19 protein-coding genes are annotated in these 24,589 nt (G+C 57.3%); 8 read left to right on the forward strand and 11 right to left on the reverse strand.

Going from position 1 to position 24,589, the window contains the following annotated elements; genetic code table 11:
• The first annotated feature begins 559 nt into the window (after positions 1-559).
• Positions 560-3,265 (forward strand): HTH-type transcriptional regulator MalT, encoded by a 2,706-nt coding sequence (malT, locus tag IM299_RS17690; RefSeq protein WP_047367202.1) that lies wholly within the window; start codon positions 560-562, stop codon positions 3,263-3,265.
• Positions 3,266-3,326: 61 nt separating this feature from the next.
• Here malT and IM299_RS17695 read toward each other — a convergent pair whose 3' ends face one another.
• The 3 genes from IM299_RS17695 to glpE are packed head-to-tail and all read right to left on the reverse strand — an operon-like array spanning position 3,327 to position 5,312.
• A complete protein-coding gene (locus tag IM299_RS17695; protein ID WP_028014684.1) occupies positions 3,327-4,085 on the reverse strand; it encodes a DeoR/GlpR family transcriptional regulator in 759 nt (252 codons plus the stop codon).
• Positions 4,086-4,101: 16 nt separating this feature from the next.
• Complete coding sequence (gene glpG / locus IM299_RS17700; protein WP_045259371.1) at positions 4,102-4,932, reverse strand: rhomboid family intramembrane serine protease GlpG; 831 nt, start codon at positions 4,930-4,932, stop codon at positions 4,102-4,104.
• 47 nt (positions 4,933-4,979) lie between these two features.
• Positions 4,980-5,312: a thiosulfate sulfurtransferase GlpE gene (gene glpE / locus IM299_RS17705; protein WP_028014686.1), complete on the reverse strand. Its 333-nt coding sequence runs from the start codon at positions 5,310-5,312 to the stop codon at positions 4,980-4,982.
• A 188-nt stretch (positions 5,313-5,500) separates the two neighbouring features.
• Here glpE and glpD point away from each other — a divergent pair, with 188 nt between their 5' ends.
• On the forward strand, positions 5,501-7,009 hold the full coding sequence (gene glpD, locus IM299_RS17710; RefSeq protein ID WP_041911900.1) for a glycerol-3-phosphate dehydrogenase: 1,509 nt from the start codon (positions 5,501-5,503) through the stop codon (positions 7,007-7,009).
• A 36-nt stretch (positions 7,010-7,045) separates the two neighbouring features.
• Here the strand turns inward: glpD and glgP are convergent, their stop codons facing one another.
• From glgP to asd, 6 genes are all read right to left on the reverse strand, one after another.
• The gene (gene glgP / locus IM299_RS17715) at positions 7,046-9,493 is read right to left on the reverse strand and encodes a glycogen phosphorylase (protein WP_041911899.1); all 2,448 of its coding nucleotides are present in this window, start codon (positions 9,491-9,493) and stop codon (positions 7,046-7,048) included.
• 18 nt (positions 9,494-9,511) lie between these two features.
• The gene (gene glgA / locus IM299_RS17720; protein ID WP_041911898.1) at positions 9,512-10,945 is read right to left on the reverse strand and encodes a glycogen synthase GlgA; all 1,434 of its coding nucleotides are present in this window, start codon (positions 10,943-10,945) and stop codon (positions 9,512-9,514) included.
• Positions 10,945-12,240: a glucose-1-phosphate adenylyltransferase gene (gene glgC, locus IM299_RS17725; protein ID WP_028014690.1), complete on the reverse strand. Its 1,296-nt coding sequence runs from the start codon at positions 12,238-12,240 to the stop codon at positions 10,945-10,947. Before glgC ends, glgA begins: the two co-directional genes overlap by 1 nt.
• A 17-nt stretch (positions 12,241-12,257) precedes the next feature.
• Positions 12,258-14,231 (reverse strand): glycogen debranching protein GlgX, encoded by a 1,974-nt coding sequence (gene glgX / locus IM299_RS17730; protein ID WP_193357885.1) that lies wholly within the window; start codon positions 14,229-14,231, stop codon positions 12,258-12,260.
• Positions 14,228-16,414: a 1,4-alpha-glucan branching enzyme gene (gene glgB / locus IM299_RS17735; RefSeq protein WP_193357886.1), complete on the reverse strand. Its 2,187-nt coding sequence runs from the start codon at positions 16,412-16,414 to the stop codon at positions 14,228-14,230. The genes glgX and glgB overlap by 4 nt, the downstream gene beginning before the upstream one ends.
• Before the next feature lie 239 nt (positions 16,415-16,653).
• Positions 16,654-17,757, reverse strand: coding sequence for an aspartate-semialdehyde dehydrogenase (asd, locus tag IM299_RS17740; protein ID WP_022649649.1), 1,104 nt, complete (start codon positions 17,755-17,757; stop codon positions 16,654-16,656).
• Positions 17,758-17,934: 177 nt separating this feature from the next.
• On the opposite strand from asd, the gene IM299_RS17745 reads away from it, so the two are divergent.
• Positions 17,935-18,528, forward strand: a complete 594-nt coding sequence (locus tag IM299_RS17745; protein WP_193357887.1) for a YhgN family NAAT transporter — start codon at positions 17,935-17,937, stop codon at positions 18,526-18,528.
• 64 nt (positions 18,529-18,592) lie between these two features.
• Here IM299_RS17745 and tusA read toward each other — a convergent pair whose 3' ends face one another.
• Positions 18,593-18,835, reverse strand: coding sequence for a sulfurtransferase TusA (gene tusA / locus IM299_RS17750; RefSeq protein WP_032653764.1), 243 nt, complete (start codon positions 18,833-18,835; stop codon positions 18,593-18,595).
• A gap of 167 nt (positions 18,836-19,002) precedes the next feature.
• Between tusA and IM299_RS17755 the strand changes: the two genes are divergently transcribed.
• Positions 19,003-19,668 carry a 7-cyano-7-deazaguanine/7-aminomethyl-7-deazaguanine transporter gene (locus IM299_RS17755; protein ID WP_028014693.1) on the forward strand — a complete coding sequence of 222 codons (666 nt, stop codon included), beginning with the start codon at positions 19,003-19,005 and terminating at the stop codon, positions 19,666-19,668.
• Positions 19,669-19,740: 72 nt separating this feature from the next.
• The gene (locus tag IM299_RS17760; protein ID WP_028014694.1) at positions 19,741-20,298 is read left to right on the forward strand and encodes a DcrB family lipoprotein; all 558 of its coding nucleotides are present in this window, start codon (positions 19,741-19,743) and stop codon (positions 20,296-20,298) included.
• Between the two features lie 4 nt (positions 20,299-20,302).
• Here the strand turns inward: IM299_RS17760 and IM299_RS17765 are convergent, their stop codons facing one another.
• A complete protein-coding gene (locus tag IM299_RS17765) occupies positions 20,303-21,520 on the reverse strand; it encodes an MFS transporter (protein ID WP_041911894.1) in 1,218 nt (405 codons plus the stop codon).
• Between the two features lie 146 nt (positions 21,521-21,666).
• On the opposite strand from IM299_RS17765, the gene IM299_RS17770 reads away from it, so the two are divergent.
• From IM299_RS17770 to IM299_RS17780, 3 genes are all read left to right on the forward strand, one after another.
• A complete protein-coding gene (locus IM299_RS17770) occupies positions 21,667-22,716 on the forward strand; it encodes an AI-2E family transporter (RefSeq protein ID WP_041911893.1) in 1,050 nt (349 codons plus the stop codon).
• Between the two features lie 320 nt (positions 22,717-23,036).
• Positions 23,037-23,426 carry a hypothetical protein gene (locus IM299_RS17775; protein WP_048957384.1) on the forward strand — a complete coding sequence of 130 codons (390 nt, stop codon included), beginning with the start codon at positions 23,037-23,039 and terminating at the stop codon, positions 23,424-23,426.
• 68 nt (positions 23,427-23,494) lie between these two features.
• Positions 23,495-24,559, forward strand: a complete 1,065-nt coding sequence (locus IM299_RS17780; protein ID WP_041911892.1) for a class I SAM-dependent methyltransferase — start codon at positions 23,495-23,497, stop codon at positions 24,557-24,559.
• Positions 24,560-24,589: the final 30 nt, after the last annotated feature.

The following is a 24,589-nucleotide window of genomic DNA, read 5'->3' on the forward strand; positions in this document are numbered from 1 at the left end:
AACACAAGTTGGCGCTAGTGTGCCTGGCTCATTTCACCTCTTCCTCCTCCCGTGGGGGATTAGACAGGGAGGAGTAGCGGGGATGAGCGTAAAAGTGTGATCGAGGCCACTCTGAGAGCATAGCCGGACTGTGCCCGGAAGATAAAAAAGTAACCGGGGAGAATGTCAAAGAAATGAAATGCGGTTTTGGATGAAATTAATCCACGCGGAAATGATTGCTTACGGAGAATAATATTTCAGCAATCGGGTCTTGCCTAAGGAGATTATTAATCTCACTCAACTTTACCCGAAGTTTATTAAATTCGACGTCATTATACCTTTCTGAAACCAGTTTCAGCCCAGCCTCGTGACATCCATACAAGCCAGCATTGACGCGGCATCAAAGCCTTTTCAAAAAAGTTCCAGTACTGGCCGGAATGTTTTGTGACAGAGTGCAAATTCAGAGCCACAAAAGCCAGACATAACTTGCAATAGTTCTCTTTCTGACCGACCTTATAGCTATTAATTACGAAGCGCAAAAAAAATAAATTCTCTCGTTCCCCACAGTGAAGTGAAACCTATGTTGATTCCGTCAAAATTAAGTCGCCCGGTTCGTCTTGACCATACAGTGGTCCGCGAGCGTCTGCTGGCTAAACTTTCCGGCGCGCATAATTTCCGACTGGCGCTGGTTACGAGCCCTGCAGGTTATGGAAAAACAACGCTCATTTCACAATGGGCCGCAGGTAAGAGCGATCTTGGCTGGTACTCCCTCGACGAGGGCGATAACCAGCAAGAGCGTTTTGCCAGCTATCTGATTGCCGCTATTCAACAGGCAACCAACGGACACTGCGTCGCCAGCGAGGCAATGGTGCAAAAGCGCCAGTACGCCAGCCTGTCCTCCCTTTTCTCTCAGCTGTTTATCGAACTGGCCGAATGGCATCGCCCGCTGTACGTGGTGATTGATGACTATCATCTGATCACGAACCCGGTTATCCATGAGTCGATGCGCTTCTTCCTGCGCCACCAGCCGGAAAACCTGACCCTGGTCGTGCTGTCACGCAACCTGCCGCAGCTCGGTATTGCCAATCTGCGCGTGCGCGATCAGCTTCTGGAAGTGGGCAGCCAGCAGCTGGCCTTTACCCACCAGGAAGCGAAACAGTTCTTTGACTGCCGCCTGACCTCACCCATTGAGGCCTCCGAAAGCAGCCGCCTGTGTGATGATGTCGCGGGCTGGGCCACGGCGCTACAGCTGATTGCCCTTTCTGCCCGGCAAAACAACAGCCCGACGCACCAGTCCGCGCGCCGTCTGGCCGGCATCAACGCCAGCCATCTTTCGGATTACCTGGTGGATGAGGTGCTGAACAGCGTCGATCCCTCCACCCGCAATTTCCTGCTGAAAAGCTCCCTGCTGCGCTCCATGAACGACGCGCTGATTGTGCGCGTAACAGGCTGTGAGAACGGTCAGCTGCAGCTGGAAGAGATTGAACGTCAGGGCCTGTTCCTGACGCGCATGGACGACCCCGGCGAGTGGTTCAGCTATCACCCGCTGTTTGGCAGCTTCCTGCGCCAGCGCTGCCAGTGGGAGCTGGCAACGGAATTGCCGGAAATCCACCGCGCCGCCGCCGAAAGCTGGATGGCGCAAGGCTTCCCGAGCGAGGCCATTCACCACGCGCTTGCCGCCGGTGACGCCAGCATGCTGCGCGATATCCTGCTTAACCACGCGTGGGGGCTGTTTAACCACAGCGAACTGACGCTGCTGGAAGAGTCGTTGAAAGCCTTGCCGTGGGAGAGCCTGCTGGAGAACCCGCGCCTGGTGCTGCTCCAGGCCTGGCTGATGCAGAGCCAGCACCGCTACAGCGAAGTGAATACCCTGCTGGCGCGCGCCGAGCAGGAGATGGAAAGCGAAATGGATATCACCCTGCACGGCGAATTTAACGCCCTGCGGGCGCAGGTCGCGATTAACGACGGCGATGCGGATGAAGCGGAACGGCTGGCGATGGTCGCGCTGGATGAACTGCCGCTGGCGAATTTCTACAGCCGGATTGTGGCTACCTCGGTGCACGGCGAAGTGCTGCACTGCAAGGGCGAACTGACGCGCTCCCTTTCGCTGATGCAGCAAACCGAGCAGATGGCGCGCCGCCATGATGTGTGGCACTACGCCCTGTGGAGCCTGATTCAGCAAAGCGAGATTTTATTCGCACAGGGGTTCCTGCAGGCCGCCTGGGAAAATCAGGAAAAAGCGTTCCAGCTGATTCGTGAACAGCACCTGGAACAGCTGCCGATGCACGAGTTCCTGTTGCGTATTCGCGCTCAACTGCTGTGGGCATGGTCGCGTCTGGATGAAGCAGAAAGCTGCGCCCGTCAGGGTGTGAACGTGCTCTCCGGCTTCCAGCCTCAGCAGCAATTGCAGTGTCTGGCCCTGCTGGTGCAGTGCTCGCTGGCGCGTGGCGATCTGGATAACGCCCGCAATCACCTTAACCGTCTGGAAAACCTGCTCGGCAACGGTCAGTACCACAGCGACTGGGTATCGAACGCCGACAAGGTTCGGGTGATTTACTGGCAGATGACGGGGGACAAAAAATCCGCCGCCAACTGGCTGCGCCAGACGCCTAAACCGGAATTTGCCAATAACCACTTCCTGCAAAGCCAGTGGCGCAACATCGCCCGCGTGCAGATCCTGCTGGGTGACTTTGAGCCTGCCGAAATTGTGCTGGAAGAGTTAAACGAAAACGCCCGCAGCCTGCGTCTGATGAGCGACCTGAACCGCAACCTGCTGCTGCTCAACCAGCTTTACTGGCAGGCGGGCCGCAAAAATGATGCCCAGCGCGTGCTGCTGGAAGCCTTGCAGCTGGCGAACCGCACCGGGTTTATTAGCCACTTCGTGATTGAAGGTGAAGTGATGGCGCAGCAGCTGCGCCAGCTGATTCAGCTCAACACGCTGCCGGAGCTGGATCAGCATCGCGCCCAGCGAATCCTGCGCGAGATTAATCAGCACCATCGCCACAAGTTTGCGCATTTTGACGAGAACTTTGTTGAACGCCTGCTGAACCACCCGGAAGTGCCGGAGCTTATTCGCACCAGCCCGCTCACCCAGCGCGAATGGCAGGTGCTGGGGCTGATCTATTCCGGATACAGTAACGAGCAGATTGCCGGTGAGCTGGCGGTGGCGGCAACCACCATCAAAACGCACATTCGCAATCTGTATCAGAAGCTGGGCGTGGCGCACCGTCAGGACGCGGTGCAGCATGCGCAGCAGCTGTTGAAGATGATGGGGTACGGAGTTTAGTTTTGTGCGGCCTGATGCCCTCACCCCGGCCCTCTCCCACAGGGAGAGGGAGAATGGCTTTTCAACACAACTCTAACTGCAAATTATTATCCTTAATCACCTGCATCACGCCCGCTGGCGGCATCACGTCGGTATAGACCGCATCCACCATGCTGATGCTGCCCATGTTCACCATCGCGTTACGGCCAAACTTCGAGTGATCCACCACCAGCATCACGTGGCGCGAGTTTTCAATGATTGCGCGCTTGGTGCGCACCTCGTGGTAATCAAACTCCAGCAGCGAGCCATCGGTGTCGATGCCGCTGATCCCCAGGATGCCGAAGTCGAGGCGGAACTGAGAGATAAAGTCGAGCGTCGCTTCGCCGATAATTCCGCCGTCGCGGCTGCGCAGTTCGCCGCCCGCGAGGATGATGCGGAAATCATCTTTCTGCATCAACGTGTTGGCGACGTTCAGGTTGTTGGTCACCACGCGCAGGTTCTCGTGATCCAGCAGCGCATGAGCAACCGCTTCTGGCGTGGTGCCGATGTCAATAAACAGCGTCGCACCGTTCGGGATTTGGCTCGCTACTTTACGCGCAATGCGCTCTTTCTCTGCCGTCTGCGTGGCTTTACGGTCGTGCCAGGAGGTATTGACCGAGCTGGACGGCAGCGCCGCGCCGCCGTGGTGGCGCAAAATACGGTTCTGATCGGCCAGATCGTTCAGGTCACGACGGATGGTTTGCGGGCTGACGGCAAACTGCTCGACCAGCTCTTCGGTGCTGACGTATCCCTGTTTTTTGACCAGTTCGATAATGGCGTCATGACGTTGTGTTTGTTTCATCAATTATCCCTGAGAATTATGTTCGTTTTCGCGCATGGAGCGTGTCGGCAAGCGCCATTGCAAGACCGACGGCGAGGCCGGTGACGTGCGCACCATTGGCGATAGACATACCAAACAGATCAAACCATCCGGCAATTAGCCATATTAACGCAAAGGCTATTAATCCGCGTTGTAAATAGATGCCGCTTTCCGGGTCGCGCTCCCCGCGAAGCCAGACGTAGCCCATCAAAGCGTAGACGACACCCGACAGCCCGCCGAACCACGGGCCGCTGAATTTATGCTGTACATAGCCGCTCAGCAGGGCGCTGATTACGGTGATGACAATCAGCTTGCCGCTGCCGAGCCGCTTCTCAACGATACCGCCGAGATACCACCACCACAGCAGGTTAAAGAGGATATGCATCACCGAGAAATGCATCAGCGCGTGGGTAAAGTAGCGCCAGACGTCAAAATCCAGCGACGGATCATACGGCCACGCCAGCGCGATCATCACGCTCTGGTCGCCCACCACGTTCATAATAATGAAGACAATAATGCAGGCCGCCATCAGCAGCAGCGTAAACGGGCCCGCGCGCTCGCGTATCGTGGCAAGGAAGGGAAAGCGGCTGTAATGCAGTCCGCTGCCGGTCTGCCCGGATTGCCAGCTGGCCGCCAGATAACGCGGGTCGCCGGGGTTCTCAAGGAAACGCGCCAGCTCCTCGTTGACCCGCCCTGCCTGGCTCTCATCGGCCAGCCAGACGTCGGTCTGAGTATGTTGCTGAATGGTCAGAATAACGCCCTGCGTCGCCATATAGTCGACAAACGCCTGGGCGACACGCGGGTTGGTAAAAGAGGTGATCATCAACATGGGCAGCGGTCGCTTATTTCCACACAAAAGGGGACAGTATAGCGGGATTAGCGCTCAAACGCGTATTCCACTTCTGCCGGGAAATGACGATGCCAGGCATCAAAGCCGCCGTCGACGCTGTATACCGCGTCATAGCCTTGCTGAATCAGATACTGCGCCGCGCCTTTGCTGCTGTTGCCGTGGTAGCACATGACCATAACGGGCGTTTCGAAGTCGTTATCGCGCATAAACGCGCCCAGCGTGTCGTTGGTCAGATGAAACGCGCCCGGCGTGTGGCCCATGGCAAAACTCTGCGGGTCGCGGATGTCCACCAGCACCGCTTTTCCCTGGTGCATCTTCTGGTGGGCTTCTTCTACGTTAATACATTCAAACTGATCCATGGTGTTCTCTTTACAGTGGTCAACGACAAGATTTTACCCCGTAGTGTACGTCCTGGCGGCGGGTAAACGCCATTATGTTATCCATATCACTCTAAATTGTTTTTTTGATGTTACCAAAAGCGCGTTCCTTTGCTATTATGAGCGATATCGAACATTTTTGAGCTTTAACGAAAGTGCATGAGGGTGTTATGGAAACCAAAGATCTGATTGTGATAGGCGGTGGCATCAACGGTGCCGGTATTGCGGTTGATGCCGCAGGACGCGGTTTATCCGTGCTGATGCTGGAAGCTAACGATCTCGCCTGCGCGACGTCGTCCGCCAGCTCCAAGCTGATCCACGGTGGCCTGCGCTACCTGGAACACTACGAATTCCGCCTGGTCAGCGAAGCGCTGGCCGAACGCGAAGTACTGCTGAAAATGGCCCCGCATCTGGCGATCCCGATGCGCTTCCGCCTGCCGCACCGTCCGCACCTGCGTCCGGCGTGGATGATCCGCATCGGCCTGTTTATGTACGATCATCTGGGCAAACGCACCAGCCTGCCGGGTTCGAACGGTTTGCGTTTTGGCTCAGAATCGGTCCTTAAGCCGGAAATCGTGCGCGGTTTCGAATATTCAGACTGCTGGGTGGACGATGCGCGTCTGGTGCTGGCGAATGCACAGATGGTCGAGAAGAAAGGCGGCGAGGTGAAAACCCGGACCCGCGCGACCGCCGCCCGTCGTGAAAACGGCCTGTGGATTGTCGAAGCGGAAGACGTGGATACCGGCGAGAAGTTCAGCTGGAAAGCACGCGGCCTGGTGAACGCCACCGGCCCATGGGTGAAGCAGTTCTTCGACGACGGCATGCACCTGCCTTCGCCGTACGGCATCCGCCTGATCAAGGGCAGCCACATTGTGGTGCCGCGCGTGCATACCCAGAAGCAGGCTTATATCCTGCAAAACGAAGATAAACGCATCGTGTTTGTGATCCCGTGGATGGACGAATTCTCCATCATCGGCACCACCGACGTGGAGTACAAAGGCGATCCGAAGAACGTCGAGATCGACGAGAGCGAAGTGAACTACCTGTTGAAAGTGTATAACGCGCACTTTAAGAAACAGCTGTCGCGCGACGACGTGGTCTGGACCTACTCTGGCGTGCGTCCGCTGTGCGATGACGAGTCTGACTCACCGCAGGCCATCACCCGCGACTACACGCTTGATATCCACGACGTAGACGGTCAGGCACCGCTGCTGTCGGTGTTTGGCGGCAAGCTGACTACCTACCGCAAGCTGGCCGAGCACGCGCTGGAAAAACTGGCGCCGTACTACAAAGGTATTGGCCCGGCGTGGACCAAAGAGGCAGTGCTGCCCGGCGGAGACATTGGCGGAAACCGCGACGATTACGCCGCGAAGCTGCGCCGTCGCTTCCCGTTCATTACCGAAGGGATGGCGCGCCACTACGCCCGCACCTACGGCAGCAATACCGAGCTGTTCCTGGGCGACGCGAAATCGCTTGCCGATCTGGGTGAACATTTCGGCCACGAGCTGTACGAGGCCGAGCTGCGCTACCTGGTTGAGCACGAGTGGGTTCGCCGCCTTGAAGATGCCATCTGGCGTCGTACCAAAGAAGGGATGTGGCTTAACGCCGAGCAGCAGTCTCGCGTGGCGCAGTGGCTGCAGCAGCATGCGGGGAAGCGTGAGCTGTCGCTGGCGTCGTGATGTAAAAAAGCCCGGTGGCGCCACCGGGCTTTGTTTTTACAACCGCACCGGATCAATATGCCAGATGTTCTCGGCATACTCCTTGATGGTCCTGTCAGACGAGAAATACCCCATGTTGGCGATGTTGTGCATCGCCGCGCTGGTCCACTTCTCCTGCTGACGGTACAGCTCGTCAACTTTATCCTGGCAGTCCACGTAGCTGCGATAATCCGCCAGCACCTGATAGTGGTCGCCAAAGTTAATCAGCGAATCCACCAGATCGCGATAGCGGCCCGGCTCGTCGGGGCTGAACACACCGGTCGCAATCTGCGTCAGGACCTGACGTAGCTCTTCATCCCCTTCATAGAACTCACGCGGGGAGTAGCCTTTCCTGCGCAGCGCCTCCACTTCTTCGGTGGTATTGCCGAAGATAAAGATATTCTCTTCTCCTACGTGCTCCAGCATCTCGACGTTCGCCCCGTCCAGGGTGCCGATGGTCAGCGCGCCGTTGAGGGCAAACTTCATGTTGCTGGTGCCGGACGCTTCCGTTCCCGCCGTGGAGATCTGCTCGGAGAGATCTGCCGCCGGGATGATCAGCTGCGCCAGGCTGACGCTGTAGTTCGGGATGAATACCACCTTCAGCTTGTCGCCAATCTCCGGATCCTGGTTAACCACCTTCGCCACGTCGTTGATCAGGTGAATAATGTGCTTCGCCATGTAGTAAGCGGAAGCCGCCTTACCGGCGAAGATCTTCACGCGCGGCACCCACTCTGCGGTTGGATCGGCCTTAATGCGGTTGTAGTGAGTGATCACGTGTAGCACGTTCATCAGCTGACGCTTGTATTCGTGGATGCGCTTGATCTGCACGTCAAACAGCGCTTTTGGGTTTGCGACCACGTTGAGGTGCATCGCCAGCCAGACCGCCAGACGTTTCTTGTTCAGCAGCTTGGCTTCCCGCACGGCCTTGTTCACCGTCGGGAAATCAATATGCTGCTTAAGCTCGCTCAGCTGGCTCAAATCGGTGCGCCAGGTGCGGCCGATATTCTCATCCAGCACGTCAGAGAGCGGCTGGTTGGCCAGCGCCAGCCAGCGGCGCGGCGTAACGCCGTTGGTGACGTTGCAGAAGCGTGTCGGGAAGATCTTCGCGAAGTCCGCAAACAGGGACTGCACCATCAGGTTCGAGTGCAGCTCGGACACGCCGTTCACCTTGTGGCTGATGACAACCGCCAGCCAGGCCATGCGCACGCGGCGACCGTTTGATTCATCAATGATCGAGGCACGGCTCAGCAGCCCGGTATCGTTCGGGTACTGCTCCTGCAGCGTCTTGAGGAAGTAGTCGTTGATCTCGAAGATGATTTGCAGGTGGCGCGGCAGAATTTTGCCGAGCATGTCCACCGGCCAGGTCTCCAGCGCTTCGCTCATCAGGGTGTGGTTGGTGTAGGAGAACACCTGGCACGTCACCTCAAACGCGTCGTCCCAGCTGAACTTGTGCTCGTCGATCAGCAGGCGCATCAGCTCGGGAATGGAGAGCACCGGATGGGTGTCGTTAAGGTGAATCGCGGTTTTCTCCGCCAGGTTGGCGTAGGTTTTGTGCAGCTGATGGTGGCGGCTGAGGATGTCCTGAATCGTCGCGGAGACGAGGAAATACTCCTGACGCAGGCGCAGCTCGCGCCCAGAGTAGGTTGAGTCATCCGGGTACAGCACGCGGGAGACGTTCTCGGAGTGGTTTTTATCTTCCACCGCCGCAAAGTAGTCGCCCTGGTTAAATTTACCGAGGTTGATTTCGCTGCTCGCCTGGGCATTCCACAGGCGCAGCGTATTGGTCGCATCGGTGTCATAGCCGGGGATGATCTGATCATAGGCCACGGCGAGGATCTCTTCGGTTTCCACCCAGCGGGACTTTTTCCCTTCCTGCTGAATGCGTCCGCCAAAGCGCACCTTGTAGCGCGTGTTGTGGCGCTTGAACTCCCAAGGGTTGCCGTATTCCAGCCAGTAGTCCGGGGACTCTTTCTGGCGGCCGTCAACGATGTTCTGCTTGAACATGCCGTAGTCGTAGCGAATACCGTAGCCGCGCCCCGGCAGCGCCAGCGTTGCCAGCGAGTCAAGGAAGCAGGCGGCAAGACGCCCGAGACCACCGTTACCCAGCCCCGGGTCGTTCTCTTCGTCAATCAGCTCTTCTAAATCCAGCCCCATCTCTTCCAGTGCAGTTTTGACGTCGTCGTAGATACCGAGCGACAGCAGCGCGTTGGAGAGGGTGCGGCCAATCAAAAATTCCATCGACAGGTAGTAAACCTGCCGCGTCTCCTGCGAAAGCTGGGCGCGGTTAGAGCGCAGCCAGCGTTCGACCATGCGGTCACGCACCGCAAACAGGGTGGCGTTCAGCCACTCGTGCTTGTTGGCGATGACCGGATCTTTCCCGATGGTAAACATCAGCTTGTAGGCGATGGAGTGCTTTAACGCCTCAACGCTGAGCGTGGGGGAAGAGTAGCTAAATGGAGCGTTCATATCAGTAACTTCGCCTCGTTACATCAAGCGTTGATAAAGGTCGCGGTACGACTGCGCCGCAACGTGCCAGCTAAAGTCCATGGACATCGCCTGACGCTGAACGTAACGCCACAGGGATGGACGGGACCACAAGACGAACGCACGCCGAATCGCCCGAAGCAGCGACCAGGCATTACTGTCTTCAAAGACAAACCCGCTGGCGATACCGTCCGCCAGGTTTTCCAGAGAACTATCCGACACCGTATCCGCCAGCCCGCCCGTGCGGCGCACCAGCGGCAGCGTGCCGTATTTCAGACCGTAGAGCTGCGTCAGGCCGCAGGGTTCGAAACGGCTCGGCACCAGAATCACGTCCGCGCCGCCCATAATGCGGTGCGAGAATGCTTCGTGATAGCCAATCTGCACGCCCACCTGCCCCGGATGTTCCGCGGCGGCGGCGAGGAAACCTTCCTGAAGCACCGGGTCGCCCGCGCCGAGCAGCGCCAGCTGTCCGCCCTGCTCCAGTAAACCGGGCAGCGCCTCCAGCACCAGATCCAGCCCTTTCTGGCTTGTCAGGCGGCTGACCACCGCAAACAGCGGCACCTTGTCGTTGACCTTCAGCCCCATCGCAATTTGCAGCTGGCGTTTGTTTTCGGCTTTATCTTCCACCGAGTCGCGGCCATAGCGCGCGGCCAGCAGGAGATCGGTTTCAGGGCTCCAGATCTGCTCATCCACGCCGTTCAGAATGCCCGACAGGCGGCCTTCACGATGGCGCTGCTGCAGCAGCCCTTCCAGACCGTAGCCAAACTCCGGCTGGGTAATTTCACGCGCGTAGGTGGGGCTCACCGCCGTGATGTGGTCGGCGTAGTACAGCCCGGCCTTCAGGAACGAAATTTGCCCGTTGAACTCCAGCCCGTGCATGTTATAGAACGACCATGGCAGATCGATGTCATTCATATGATGCGCATAGTACATGCCCTGATACGCCAGGTTGTGCACCGTAAACACCGATTTTGCCGGATGCCCTTTTGCCGCCAGATACGCTGGCGTCAGCCCGGCGTGCCAGTCGTGCGCGTGGACCACATCCGGACGCCAGAATGGATCCAGCCCGACGGCCATCTCCGCCCCCACCCAGCCGAGCAGCGCAAAGCGCAGCACGTTGTCGGTATAGGCGAACAGGTTGGTATCGTGATACGGGCTGCCCGGACGGTCGTACAGATGCGGCGCGTCGATCAGGTAGATCCCTACGCCGTTGTAGTGCCCAAACAGCAGGGTGATGCGTCCGGCAAACGTTTCACGGCGGGTCACGACCTTTGCATCAGGTATGCCGCGCCGGATATCCGGGAAGGCGGGCAGCAGGACGCGGGTATCGACTCCACCGGCGATTTGCGCCGCCGGTAATGCACCAAGAACATCCGCCAGGCCGCCCGTTTTTAACAACGGGAACATCTCAGAACATACGTGTAAAACCTGCATCATCGCTCCTGTTTGATCTGCAGCTTCCGCAACATTTCCCGTGTGACTAACACGATCCCCTCTTCAGAACGGTAGAAGCGACGCGCATCTTCTTCCGCGTTTTCACCAATCACCATCCCTTCAGGGATGACGCAGGCGCGGTCGATCACGCAGCGACGCAGACGACACGAACGCCCTACCCAGACATCCGGCAGCAGAACCGCCGAATCGATATTACAGAATGAGTTTATACGCACGCGCGGGAACAGCACGGACTGCACCACCACCGAACCGGAGATGATGCACCCGCCGGAGACCAGCGAGTTCAGGGTCATGCCGTGGCTGCCGGATCGGTCCTGCACGAACTTCGCCGGCGGCAGAGATTCCATGTGGGTACGAATCGGCCAGTTCTGGTCGTACATATCCAGCTCAGGCGTCACGGACGCCAGATCGAGGTTGGCTTTCCAGTACGCTTCCAGGGTTCCCACATCACGCCAGTATGGCTCCGCATTCGGATCGGACTGCACGCAGGACAATGGGAAGGGATGTGCATAGGCCATGCCAGCTTTGGTAATTTTCGGGATGATGTCTTTACCGAAGTCGTGGCTGGAGCTTTCGTCTTTGTCGTCTTCTTCGAGCAGCTCATAAAGATAATCTGCATCAAAGACATAGATCCCCATGCTGGCGAGCGATTTGGTGTCATCGCCCGGCATGGTTGGCGGGTTCGCCGGTTTTTCAACGAAGTCGATAATCTTGTCGTCCGCATCCACGTGCATCACGCCAAACGCCGTCGCCTCGGCAACGGGCACCGGCAGACACGCCACGGTGCAGCGCGCCCCTTTTTCGACGTGGTCGATCAGCATGTGCGAGTAATCCTGCTTGTAGATGTGGTCACCCGCGAGGATCACGATGTATTCCGCGCTGTAGCGGCGAATAATGTCGAGGTTCTGGGTCACCGCATCCGCCGTGCCGCGGTACCAGTTTTCCCCGTGTACGCGCTGCTGCGCCGGGAGCAGATCGACAAACTCGTTCATCTCTTCGCTGAAGAATGACCAGCCGCGCTGAATGTGCTGCACCAGGGTGTGCGACTGATACTGAGTAATGACGCCAATGCGGCGAATGCCCGAGTTCAGGCAGTTTGAGAGCGCAAAGTCGATAATGCGGAACTTACCACCAAAGTGAACGGCCGGCTTGGCGCGCTTGATGGTCAAATCTTTCAGACGGGTACCACGCCCGCCCGCAAGTATCAGGGCAACGGTTTTTAATGGTAGCTGGCGCGCCAACATTAACGGATCGTTCTTCTCTAATCTAACCATGACTAACTCCTTTTTTATCATCTTTGGAATACGCACACTCCGTGCGCAGGCCCGTGCCAGACAGCCATTACTACCGGATTATCCGCTCCGGCAAAGGGGGGAACAGCTCGCCACTCCCCGTCAGGTAAAACAATCTCTGCGACGTCGTCCGTCGCGTTCAGCGTCACCAGCCACTTATCCGAAAGCAGGATTTGCAGGCAGGTGATGCCGTGTTGCCACTCTTGCGCGCTCAACGGCTGCGCGTCTTTATTCAGCCAGCTAACGTTGCCATCGCCCTCTTCCCACCAGCTGTCGGCGGTAAGGGCGGGGATCTGCTGGCGAAGGTGGATCAGCGCCGCGGTGAAATGGGTCAACCCGCTGTTCGCCTCCCCCCAGTCGAGCCAGGTTAAGGTATTGTCCTGGCAATAGGCGTTGTTATTGCCGTGCTGGCTGTGGCCGTGCTCGTCGCCCGCCAGCAGCATCGGCGTGCCCTGAGACAGCAAAAGCGTCGTCAGCAGCGCATGAACGCTGGCGCGTCGCCGCTCGATCACATCCAGACTTCCGCCTAACCCTTCTATACCATGATTGAAGCTATGGTTATTGTTAGTGCCATCGCGATTCTCTTCGCCGTTGGCCTCATTGTGTTTCTGATTGAAACAAACGCAGTCGCGCAGCGTAAAACCGTCATGCGCCGTCACCAGGTTGATGGTGGCCGACGGACGTTTTCCGTCGCGCTTAAAGAGATCGCTGGAGCCGGCAAAGCGTCCGGCGAACTCGCCCAGCGACAGCTCGCGCGCCAGCCAGAAGCGGCGGATGGCATCGCGGTAGTGGTCGTTCCACTCGGCAAACAGCGGCGGGAAGTTCCCCACCTGATAACCGCCTGTACCAATGTCCCAGGGTTCCGCAATCAGCTTCACCGTTGAGAGCACCGGGCAGTTTTTTATCGCCTCAAACAGCGGTGCCTGCTGGCTAAATGCTGGGGTGCGCCCCATCACGGGCGCCAGGTCGAAACGAAAACCGTCCACGTGGAACGTCTCTACCCAGTATTTCAGGCATTCGTACGCGTAATGCGTAACGGCCGGATGGCTGAGGTTGAGGGTGTTACCGCACCCGGTCCAGTTCTCGTAATCGCCATCTTCCCTGATCCAATAATAGCTACGGTTATCGATTCCGCGCTGTGAGAGCGTCGGGCCGTCAAGATCGCTTTCCGCACTGTGGTTCAGCACCACGTCCAGAATGACCTCAATGCCCGCGGCGTGGAGTGCCTTCACCGCGTCGCGAAACTCGTCCCGCGCTTTCTCCGGATGCACCGCGTAGCGCGGGTCGAGAGCGAACATCGCCAGCGGGTTGTAGCCCCAGTAGTTGCTTAACCCAAGACGCTGAAGACGCGGCTCGCTGGCAAAATGCGCCACCGGAAGCAGCTCCAGCGCGGTGATGCCCAAATGCTTCAGGTAAGCGACCATGGTCGGATGCCCCAGCGCTTTGTAGGTGCCGCGCATCTCTTTGGGGATCGAAGGGTGCAGGTAGGTCAACCCTTTGACGTGCGCTTCATAGATGACGGTGTTACCCCACGGCGTGCGCGGCGGGGCATCGTCTTCCCAGTCGTAGAGATCGTGCACCACCGCGCTTTTCGGCGCGACGGGCGCGCTGTCGCGGTGGTCCGGTTCGCCGTAGCCGACGTGGAACAGCGGGTCGTCTTTAAACTCGCCGTCCACGCGGCGCGCGCACGGGTCAATCAGCAGCTTCGCCGGGTTAAACCAGTGCCCCTGAGAAGGCTCCCACGGGCCGTGTACGCGAAAACCGTAGTGCATTCCCGGACGCCCGCCGGACAGGTAACCGTGCCAGATGTCTCCCGTGCGGGACGGTAAATCGTAACGGCGCTCGTTACCCTCCCCGTCAAACACGCAGAGCTCCACCCGCTCCGCGTGAGCAGAAAAGAGCGTGAAGTTCACCCCCTTTCCATCAAAACTCGCGCCGAGCGGTTCGGGTTTACCTGCCGTAAGCTGCGTCATTCTCCCTCCCGCATCAGCCAGATGGTGCCAAGCGGCGGCAGCGTCAGGCTCAGGGAGTTTGGACGCCCGTGGCTTTCAATCGCATCGCTCTGCACCAGCCCGCCGTTACCGGCGTTACTGCCGTGGTAATGCATGGAGTCGGTATTCAGGATCTCGCGCCATTTGCCCGGCTGGTTAATGCCGAAGCGGTAGTGTTCGCGCGGCACCGGCGTGAAGTTGCTGGCGACGATAATCTCGTTACCCGCTTTGTCACGACGTACAAAGACAAATACCGAGCGCTCGTGGTCGTCCACCACCAGCCACTCAAAGCCGTACGGATCAAAGTCCAGCTCGTGTAGCGCTTTGTGGTGGCGGTAGGTCAGGTTCAGGTCGCGCACCAGACGCTGTACGCCGTGGTGCCAGTTGTCGCCGCCCTCCAGCAGATGCCAGTCGAGGCTGGTGTCGTGGTTCCACTCGCGACCCTGGGCGAACTCATTGCCCATAAACAGCAGCTTTTTGCCCGGGAAGGCAAACATCCAGCCGTAGTAGGCGCGCAGGTTGGCAAACTTCTGCCACGCGTCGCCCGGCATGCGGTCGAGAATGGATTTTTTGCCGTGCACCACTTCATCGTGCGACAGCGGCAGCATGAAGTTTTCGGTGTAGTTGTAGAGCAGCCCGAAGGTGAGCTTATCGTGGTGATACTGACGATAAACCGGGTCGAGCTTCATGTAGTCGAGCGTGTCGTGCATCCAGCCCAGGTTCCACTTGTACCAGAACCCCAGGCCGCCTGATGACGGAGGGCGGGAGACGCCCGCAAAGTCCGTCGACTCTTCCGCCATGGTCACGGCGCCTTCCACCTGCTCACCGATGATGCGGTTGGTGTTGCGCAGAAATTCAATCGCTTCGAGGTTTTCACGGCCGCCATACTCGTTCGGGATCCACTCCCCCTCTTTGCGGCTGTAGTCGCGGTAGATCATCGACGCCACCGCATCCACGCGCAGGGCATCAATGCCGAAGCGTTCGATCCAGTACAGCGCATTCCCCACCAGGTAGTTTGACACTTCACGGCGACCGTAGTTGTAGATCAGCGTGTTCCAGTCCTGGTGATAGCCTTCGCGCGGGTCGCTGTGCTCGTACAGCTTCGTGCCGTCGAACTCTGCCAGCGCAAAATCGTCCGACGGGAAATGGCCCGGCACCCAGTCGAGGATCACGTTCAGCCCGGCGGCGTGCGCGGCATCAATGAAATAGCGGAAATCATCGCGCGTGCCGAAGCGCCGCGTGGGCGCATACAGCCCGGTGGGCTGATAGCCCCAGCTGCCGTCGAACGGATGCTCGTTAACCGGCAGCAGTTCGAGGTGGGTAAAGCCCATCCATTTGGCGTACGGCACCAGCTGGTCGGCGAGCTCCCGGTAGCTGAGCCAGAAGTTGTTGTCCGTGTGGCGGCGCCAGGAGCCGAGATGCACTTCGTAAACGGAGATCGGCGCATCAAAGCGGTTGGCCTGCTTGCGATCCTCGGTCTGAACGACCTTCTCCGGCAGGCCGCAGATCAGCGATGCGGTATCCGGGCGCATCTGCGCCTCGAAGGCGTACGGGTCGGCTTTAATGCGCAGCTTGCCGTGCGCGTCGATCATCTCAAATTTGTAGAGCTGACCGTTATGCGCCCCGGGGATAAACAGCTCCCAGATGCCCGTCTCACGGCGCAGGCGCATCGGGTGGCGGCGACCGTCCCAGTAGTTGAACTGCCCGACAACGGAGACGCGCTGGGCGTTTGGCGCCCATACGGCAAAGCGCGTGCCGGTGATACCGTCCATGGTATCCGCATGGGCACCCAGCGTTTCGTAGGGGCGTAAATGGGTCCCTTCGGACAGCAGCCAGGCATCCATCTCTTTTAAGAGCGGCCCAAAGCTGTAGGGATCGTCAATCAGGTTTTGCTGGCCGTGCCAGATAACGGCGAGCTGATAGCGAAAGGGGTTTTTACGGCGGGGCATGACGCCCGAAAAGAAGCCGCGCGAGTCGAGGCATTCCAGATTACCCACCTTGCGGCCGGTTTTGGGTTCGATAACCCACACTTCTGTCGCATCCGGCAACAGCGCCCGAACTTCCAGTCCGGCCTCTGTACGGTGCATCCCTAGCACAGAAAAGGGGTCGGCAAAATGACCCGCAATAAGCGCATTAATCACGTCTCTCGAAATACGATCGGACATGGTATTCATCCTGTTTTTTTATGTCGCCCTTTTTACGCGCTCCGGGACGACTTTTAATGTGACCTAAACGGTGCAGTTGATCCTCTCTGCTCCGCCCTACCCTCAGGTGAGAAATAAATCTTCCTTAAAGCATAGCCAACGTCGTGGTTCCTCCTGATAAAAAATAAGACATCTGCGTTTTACTCCATGTAGTACGCAAAAAAAGGGGGTGACAATCACCCCCCGTGTTTAACAAATTATTACGCCAGCTGGCGCAGCATGCGGCGCAGCGGCTCGGCGGCCCCCCACAGGAGCTGGTCGCCGACGGTGAACGCGGAGAGATACTCCGGCCCCATGTTCAGCTTGCGCAGGCGGCCAACCGGCGTGGTCAGCGTGCCGGTAACGGCAGCCGGGGTCAGTTCACGCATGGTGATATCGCGATCGTTTGGTACCACTTTCGCCCACGGGTTGTGCGCGGCCAGCAGCTCTTCCACGGTCGGAATAGACACATCTTTTTTCAGTTTAATGGTGAAGGCCTGGCTGTGGCAGCGCAGCGCGCCGATACGCACGCACAGACCGTCAACCGGAATGGTATTCGCGGTGGCGAGAATTTTGTTGGTCTCCGCCTGGCCCTTCCACTCTTCGCGGGTCTGGCCGTTATCCAGCTGTTTGTCGATCCACGGGATCAGACCACCGGCTAGCGGTACGCCAAAGTTATCCACCGGCAGCTCGCCGCTGCGGGTCAGCTGAGTGACTTTGCGCTCGATGTCGAGGATGGCGGACGCCGGGTTTGCCAGCTCGGTCGCGACGCTTTGGTGCAGCTGGCCCATCTGGGTCAGCAGCTCGCGCATGTGCCGCGCGCCGCCGCCGGACGCGGCCTGGTAGGTCGCCACGGAGACCCACTCCACCAGGTCCTGCGCGAACAGGCCGCCGAGTGACATCAGCATCAGGCTGACGGTGCAGTTACCGCCAACAAAGGTTTTCACGCCGTTGTTCAGGCCGTCGGTGATGACGTCCTGGTTAACCGGGTCGAGAATAATGATGGCATCGTCTTTCATGCGCAGTGAAGAGGCCGCGTCAATCCAGTAGCCCTGCCAGCCGCTTTCACGCAGCTTTGGATAGATTTCGTTGGTATAATCGCCGCCCTGGCAGGTCACAATAATGTCGAGTGCCTTCAGCGCTTCCAGATCGTAAGCGTCCTGCAACGTGCCTGTGGTACCACCAAAGGACGGAGCAGCCTGGCCGAGCTGAGAAGTGGAGAAGAAGACCGGGCGGATAGCGTCGAAATCGCGCTCTTCAACCATGCGTTGCATGAGTACAGAGCCGACCATACCGCGCCAGCCGATGAAACCAACGTTTTTCATAGCATTTTTTTCCTGCTGAGGGTGTGTGCTGATTGTGCAAGCCAGTATTGAACTGGGATATGCTTCACATTACAAAATGCTGCCAAAGTCGCAAGCGAAATTAATCGATGATTGCCCGGCAATCAGAAATACAGCTAATTATCATAATAACCATAGAGAGTTTCAGGGATAATTTACATGAGTGAAATCATTTCAGCAGCGGTTTTATTGATCCTGATAATGGATCCACTGGGCAACCTGCCCATCTTCATGTCGGTGCTGAAGCACACCGAGCCGAAGCGCCGCCGGGCGATCATGATCCGCGAGCTGCTTATTGCCCTGCTGGTGATGTTTATCTTCCTGTTTGCCGGTGAAAAAATCCTCGCGTTCCTGAACCTGCGCGCCGAAACGGTCTCCATTTCCGGCGGGATTATTCTGTTCCTGATTGCCATTAAGATGATCTTCCCGAGCGCCGAAGGCAGCAGCAGCGGCCTGCCCGCGGGCGAAGAGCCGTTTATCGTGCCGCTGGCGATTCCCCTCGTCGCGGGGCCAACCATTCTGGCGACGCTGATGCTGCTGTCGCATCAGTATCCCAATCAGATGAGCCATCTGGTGTTTGCCCTGCTAATTGCCTGGGGCGGAACATTTATTATTCTGCTGCAGTCGTCGCTGTTCCTGCGCCTGCTGGGTGAGAAAGGGGTGAACGCGCTGGAGCGTCTGATGGGGCTGATTCTGGTAATGATGGCGACGCAGATGTTCCTGGACGGCATCCGGGCGTGGATGAAAGGATGACTTTCTCCCTCTCCCTGTGGGAGAGGGCCGGGGTGAGGGCATCAGGCCGCAGAGGACAGCCCACCTACCCCTTACGAATCAAATACCGGTACGGCAGCGTTTCCGTCTGCTGTGCCACCAGTTCATGCTCCATAAAGGTACAAAAACCGGGAATATCGCGCGTGGTGGCCGGATCGTCGGCAATAATCAGCAGCGTTTCACCGGTCTGCATGTTACGCACGGTCTTACGTACCATCATTACCGGCTCCGGGCAGCGAAGGCCCTGGGCATCAAGGGTGTGGTCTGGGCTGGAAAACAGGTCGGTCATGATCTTCTCGGTCAGATAAAAACGGCAGTAGTTTACGCCCCGGCGCGGGCAATGCAAACCAGGTTAACGATTGCGCAAAAACTAACCATTGCAATGTCCAGCCAAAGCAGTATCATGCTGCGGTTTTTATTGGGTTCCCTCACCCCAACGTATAAAAAGGTCACAATATGACGCAGTTCTCTGAATCACAGCGCGTAAAAGCGTTGTTCTGGCTTTCGCTTTTCCATTTGCTGGTGATCACCTCCAGCAACTACCTGGTGCAGCTCCCGATCTCCATTTTTGGTTTTCATACCACCTGGGGCGCGTTCAGCTTTCCGTTTATTTTCCTCGCCACCGATCTGACCGTGCGTATCTTCGGCGCACCGCTGGCACGCCGCATTATCTTTGCGGTCATGCTTCCGGCGCTGTTCATCTCGTACGTGATCTCCTCCCTGTTTTACATGGGAAGCTGGCAGGGCTTTGAGGCGCTGACACACTTCAACCTGTTTGTCGCCCGTATCGCCGCGGCAAGCTTTATGGCCTACGCGCTGGGGCAGATCCTCGACGTGCACGTGTTTAACCGCCTGCGTCAGAATCACCGCTGGTGGATGGCACCGACCGCGTCCACGCTTTTCGGCAACGTAAGCGATACGCTGGCCTTCTTCTTCATCGCCTTCTGGCGCAGCCCGGATGCCTTTATGGCCGAGCACTGGATGGAGATCGCGCTGGTGGACTACTGCTTCAAGGTGCTCATCAGCATTGTTTTCTTCCTGCCGATGTACGGCGTGCTGCTGAATATGCTGCTGAAAAGGCTGGCAGATAAATCTGAAATCACGGCATTGCAGGCTGGTTAAGGGTTCGCTTTATCAGTTGTGATAAGATGGGTGAATGAGCCGCTATGGCCGTTTATCGAAAGGAAGAAGTCAATGCGCAATCTGGTTAAATATGTCGGGATTGGCCTGCTGGTTGTGGGTCTTGCAGCCTGTGATAACAGCGACACGAAAACGCCTGCTCAGGGCGCATCCGCAGAAAGCAACGCGACCGGTCAGCCGGTGAATCTGATGGATGGCAAACTCAGTTTCTCTCTGCCAGCCGATATGACTGACCAGAGCGGCAAGCTGGGCACCCAGGCGAATAACATGCACGTTTACTCCGACGCAACCGGCCAGAAAGCGGTCATTGTGATTGTGGGCGACGACACCAGCGAAGACCTGGCCGTCCTGTCCAAACGTCTTGAAGACCAGCAGCGCGGCCGCGACCCGCAGCTGCAGGTCGTGACCAATAAATCCATCGAGCTGAAAGGCCATAAGCTGCAGCAGCTGGACAGCATCATCTCCGCAAAAGGCCAGACCGCCTGGTCTTCTGTGGTGCTGGGCAAGGTTGATAACAAACTGCTGACCCTGCAGATCACCCTGCCAGCGGAAGATCAGCAGAAAGCGCAGACGGCTGCTGAAAACATCATTAACACCATCGTGATCCAGTAACCCTTCACGACGATGACGTGGCCTCCGGTGCCTGCACCGGGGGCCATTTTTTTAGCCGCCACGTCAGCAGCAGGGCAATTATCACCAGACCCGCCGCGGCAAGATAGATCACCGGTACCCCCGCCCAGGCCATCACCAGCCCCGCCAGCGGCCCGGTTATGCCTAAAGACATATCCATAAATACCGTATAGGTCGCCAGCGCCGCCCCCTGGTTCTGCTGCGGCACCGCTTTAACCGCCACCACGCCCAGTGCCGGGAAGACCAGCGAGAAACCGGCTCCCGCCAGGAAGACGCCAATTTTCGCCATCCAGGGCGCGCTGGCGATGCCGGTTAATAGCAGCCCGACAATCTCTACCGTAAAGCAGATCATCGCTACGTTCAGCCCGCCCAGACGGTTGATACCGTTCGGGAAAAGCAGGCGTGCGCCAACAAACGCACCGCTGAAGAGGGTTAACGCAAAGGCCGCGCCCTCCCAGCCTTTGGCGTCATAAAACAGGGTAATGAAGGTCGCAATGACGCCGAAGCCGGTGGTCGCCAGGGCCAGCGCCATGCCGTACGGCCAGACGCGCCCCAGCACGGCCCGAAACGGCAGCGGTTTGCCCTTGCTGGCCTTCACCTTCGGGCGCGGCAGCGCAAACAGTATCGCCACAAGCGCGACCGCTATAATGGTCAGCGACAGTCCATACAGACCGCCAAAGGCGTAACAGGCCACGCCAAGCGGCGCGCCGAGCGCCATCGCCCCGTAGGTGACGATCCCGTTCCACGAGATAACCCGGCCAATGTGTGGTGCACCGACAACCCCCACACCCCATAGCGTCGAGCCGGTTCCTGCCAGGCTTTGCCCAATCCCGAGAATGACGCGGCCCAGGCAAAGCAGCGCCAGGCTGACCAGCGGCCAGTGGCTGGTAGCGGCAGCCAGCAGGTAGCTCAGACCACTGAGGAAACAGCCGCACAATCCCACTACCACGATGCTTTTGGGACCGAACAGGTCGGCATAGCGCCCGGCGTGCGGGCGGCTAAGGAGCGTGGCGAAATACTGCAGGCTGATGACCAGCCCCGCCCAGAACGCGCTAAAACCCATCACGTCATGGACGTAGCCCGGCAGAACCGCCAGCGGCAGGCCGATCGTTAAATAGCTGGCAAAGTTGAAGATAACGACGGAAACAATGCGCAGATTGAGGCGCAATCCGCTCAGCGCCGGTTCGGCGGCAGGTTCGGGCATGGGGTTCTACCTGATTTTTTTTGCAACAGTGTTTCACTATTACCACGGAGCAATAAGAAAATCAGCCCCGACTTTCAGATTATCGGTGCCAGACGAAGCGGCCCTAAGGCACTACACTTATCGGGTCATCTTATTAAGGAACACGCATGTTAGCTCCCCAGCCCGATAAAGCAGGACTCCACATCTTATTAAAACTCGCCTGTCTGGTGGTTATCCTTGCGGGTATACATGCTGCCGCTGACATTATCGTCCAGCTCCTGCTGGCGCTCTTTTTTGCCATTGTCCTCAATCCGCTGGTGACCTGGTTTTTACGCCGGGGCGTGAGCCGCCCGGTGGCCATCACCATCGTGGTTATCGTGATGCTGATTGGCCTGACGGCGCTCTTCGGCGTACTGGCGGCATCTCTGAGCGAATTCTCCACCATGTTGCCGCAGTACAATAAAGAGCTGACGCGTAAAATCGTCGCGCTGCAGGAGATGATGCCCTTTCTTAACCTGCATATTTCGCCAGAACGGATGCTGCGCAGAATGGATTCCGAGAAGGTCATGACTTACGCTACCACGCTGATGACCGGTCTTTCCGGCGCGATGGCCAGCATACTGCTGCTGGTCATGACGGTGGTATTTATGCTGTTCGAAGTGCGCCATGTTCCGTATAAGCTGCGCTTTGCTTTAAATAACCCGCAAATACACATTGCCGGCCTACACCGCGCCTTAAAGGGCGTCTCCAAATATCTGGCGCTGAAAACGCTGCTGAGCGTCTGGACCGGGATTATTGTCTGGCTGGGGCTGATGCTGATGGATGTTCAGTTCGCGCTGATGTGGGGGGTGCTGGCGTTTCTGCTGAACTACGTGCCGAATATTGGCGCGGTGCTTTCCGCCGTGCCGCCGATGATTCAGGCGTTTCTGTTTAACGGTTTCTACGAATGTATGCTGGTCGGAGCGCTGTTCCTCGTCGTGCATATGGTGCTGGGCAACATTCTTGAACCGCGCATGATGGGGCACCGGCTGGGCATGTCGACGCTGGTGGTGTTTTTATCCTTGCTGATTTGGGGATGGCTGCTGGGCCCTGTCGGCATGCTGCTGTCGGTCCCGCTGACCAGCGTATGTAAAATCTGGATGGAAACCACCAAAGGGGGCAGCAAGCTGGCGATCCTGCTTGGGCCGGGGCGGCCGAAAAGCCGGTTGCCGGGGTAACGTATCTGTCTGTGTAAACGGGTTTATACCGTCAAATACCGCGACGCTCACCGTCGCGGTATTTTTATTTGCGTTAAGGCTTATTCCTTCCGTTTTTTATCAACTCACCCAGATTTCGCTTAAATGCAACACTCCCTTAAAGCAAATTAAAAAAAACGGAATGATTAATTATTTTGCGTGATATTATACCCCGCCTTAGCGACGACGTAATGTAAACATTAATATTGATTAAAAACACACCTGACTTAATCCGTAAGCCTGGTGATGCTTATTTGTAAAAAACACTACCTTTAATTGTTATTATTGATATGGAGTTGTTGATGAAAAAGCTCGTTAAATGGTGCGCTGCCGCCGTATTCGTTGGCGCACTGGCTGGCTGTGCGCGTACCGCCCCTATTGCTCAGGTTCACTCTGTCGTGAGCGCGGGTCATACTGCCGATCAGGTGAAAACAGCCATTTTGAAAGCAGGCCAGAAGCGTGACTGGATCATGACGGAAGCGGGCCCGGGCGTGATTAAGGGCCGTCTGCAGGCACGCGATCACTCGGTCCAGGTGCGTATTCCCTACTCTGCGACAAGTTATTCAATTAATTACGAAAGCAGCCTGAACCTGAAAGCGGCAGACGGTAAAATTCACAAAAATTATAACCGCTGGGTGAACAACCTCGACCACGATATTCAGCTGAACCTTTCTGCGGGTGCCGCGCTGTAATATTTTTCTAAAGTCGGGCCGGACATGGCCCGATAACCTCATTTCTTACCCTGAAAGGTTACGCAACAATGTACGAAAAGGACACGCTCAGCGCGCTGGATGCCATTACCGAAGCGCAACGCATCGCTTTTGCGCCGATGTTATTTCAGACCGCGCTTTGTCTGCGTAACTCGGGCGTTCTCGCCTGGCTCGATAAACAGGGTAATAAGGGGGCAAGCCTCGACGAAATAACCGAAAACAGTACCCTGAGCAGTTATGCCGTCAGCGTATTGTTAGACATGGGATTAAGCGGGCGGATAATTACTTATAAAGAAGGTCGTTATTTCCTGGCGAAAGTGGGCCATTTCTTACTCCACGATACCATGACCCGCGTTAATATGGATTTCACGCAGGACGTCTGTTACCAGGGGTTATTTCATCTGGCCGATGCCCTGCAGAAAGAAAAACCGGCTGGATTATCCGTGTTTGGCGACTGGCCAACCATCTATCCGGCTTTATCCCAGCTTCCTGCCCCGGCAAAAGAGAGCTGGTTTGCCTTCGATCATTACTATTCCGACGCCGCTTTTGACGCTGCGTTGCCATATATATTCGCAAGCTCGCCGACAAAATTGTACGATGTGGGCGGAAATACAGGTAAATGGTCGTTACGCTGCTGCCGCTATGACGACAATGTTGCCGTGACGATCCTCGATCTCCCGCAGCAGATAGCGCTAGCGCAGGAAAACATCGAAAAAGCAGGTTTTTCTCATCGTATTGGATTCCATGCTGTCGATATGCTTAGTCCGTCGGCATTGCCGGGAGATGCCGACGTCTGGTGGATGAGCCAGTTCCTCGACTGTTTCTCTCCGGATCAGATTGTCGCCATGCTGACGCGCGTCGCAGAGGTCATGAAGCCTGGCGCACGGTTGTGCATCATGGAGCTTTTCTGGGATGCCCAGAAATATGAAGCGGCGGCTTTCAGCCTGAATGCCACCTCGCTCTATTTCACCTGTATGGCGAATGGCAATAGCCGGTTTTACAGCGTAGAGAAGTTTTATCACTACCTGGAAAGGGCGGGCTTCAGCATAGCACAGCGGCTGGATAACCTTGGGGTAGGTCATACCCTGTTAATTTGCACCAAACGTGAACAATAGCGCAGCCTGGCTGCCCTTTGAATACGGTAT

The sequence above is a fragment of the Enterobacter cloacae complex sp. P47BA genome, from assembly GCF_014930485.1.
Lineage (GTDB): Bacteria > Pseudomonadota > Gammaproteobacteria > Enterobacterales > Enterobacteriaceae > Enterobacter > Enterobacter bugandensis.

Coding starts and splice junctions, on each gene's coding strand:
- asd (WP_022649649.1), bottom strand. CDS start 17,757: ATGAAAAACGTTGGTTTCATCGGCTGGCGCGGTATGGTCGGCTCTGTA.
- glpE (WP_028014686.1), bottom strand. CDS start 5,312: ATGGATCAGTTTGAATGTATTAACGTAGAAGAAGCCCACCAGAAGATG.
- tusA (WP_032653764.1), bottom strand. CDS start 18,835: ATGACCGACCTGTTTTCCAGCCCAGACCACACCCTTGATGCCCAGGGC.
- glpG (WP_045259371.1), bottom strand. CDS start 4,932: ATGTTGATGATCACCTCTTTTACCAACCCGCGTGTCGCCCAGGCGTTT.
- IM299_RS17755 (WP_028014693.1), top strand. CDS start 19,003: ATGACGCAGTTCTCTGAATCACAGCGCGTAAAAGCGTTGTTCTGGCTT.
- glgA (WP_041911898.1), bottom strand. CDS start 10,945: ATGCAGGTTTTACACGTATGTTCTGAGATGTTCCCGTTGTTAAAAACG.
- glgX (WP_193357885.1), bottom strand. CDS start 14,231: ATGACGCAGCTTACGGCAGGTAAACCCGAACCGCTCGGCGCGAGTTTT.
- IM299_RS17745 (WP_193357887.1), top strand. CDS start 17,935: ATGAGTGAAATCATTTCAGCAGCGGTTTTATTGATCCTGATAATGGAT.
- IM299_RS17775 (WP_048957384.1), top strand. CDS start 23,037: ATGAAAAAGCTCGTTAAATGGTGCGCTGCCGCCGTATTCGTTGGCGCA.
- IM299_RS17780 (WP_041911892.1), top strand. CDS start 23,495: ATGTACGAAAAGGACACGCTCAGCGCGCTGGATGCCATTACCGAAGCG.
- IM299_RS17760 (WP_028014694.1), top strand. CDS start 19,741: ATGCGCAATCTGGTTAAATATGTCGGGATTGGCCTGCTGGTTGTGGGT.
- IM299_RS17770 (WP_041911893.1), top strand. CDS start 21,667: ATGTTAGCTCCCCAGCCCGATAAAGCAGGACTCCACATCTTATTAAAA.
- IM299_RS17695 (WP_028014684.1), bottom strand. CDS start 4,085: ATGAAACAAACACAACGTCATGACGCCATTATCGAACTGGTCAAAAAA.
- glgC (WP_028014690.1), bottom strand. CDS start 12,240: ATGGTTAGATTAGAGAAGAACGATCCGTTAATGTTGGCGCGCCAGCTA.
- IM299_RS17765 (WP_041911894.1), bottom strand. CDS start 21,520: ATGCCCGAACCTGCCGCCGAACCGGCGCTGAGCGGATTGCGCCTCAAT.
- glpD (WP_041911900.1), top strand. CDS start 5,501: ATGGAAACCAAAGATCTGATTGTGATAGGCGGTGGCATCAACGGTGCC.
- glgB (WP_193357886.1), bottom strand. CDS start 16,414: ATGTCCGATCGTATTTCGAGAGACGTGATTAATGCGCTTATTGCGGGT.
- glgP (WP_041911899.1), bottom strand. CDS start 9,493: ATGAACGCTCCATTTAGCTACTCTTCCCCCACGCTCAGCGTTGAGGCG.
- malT (WP_047367202.1), top strand. CDS start 560: ATGTTGATTCCGTCAAAATTAAGTCGCCCGGTTCGTCTTGACCATACA.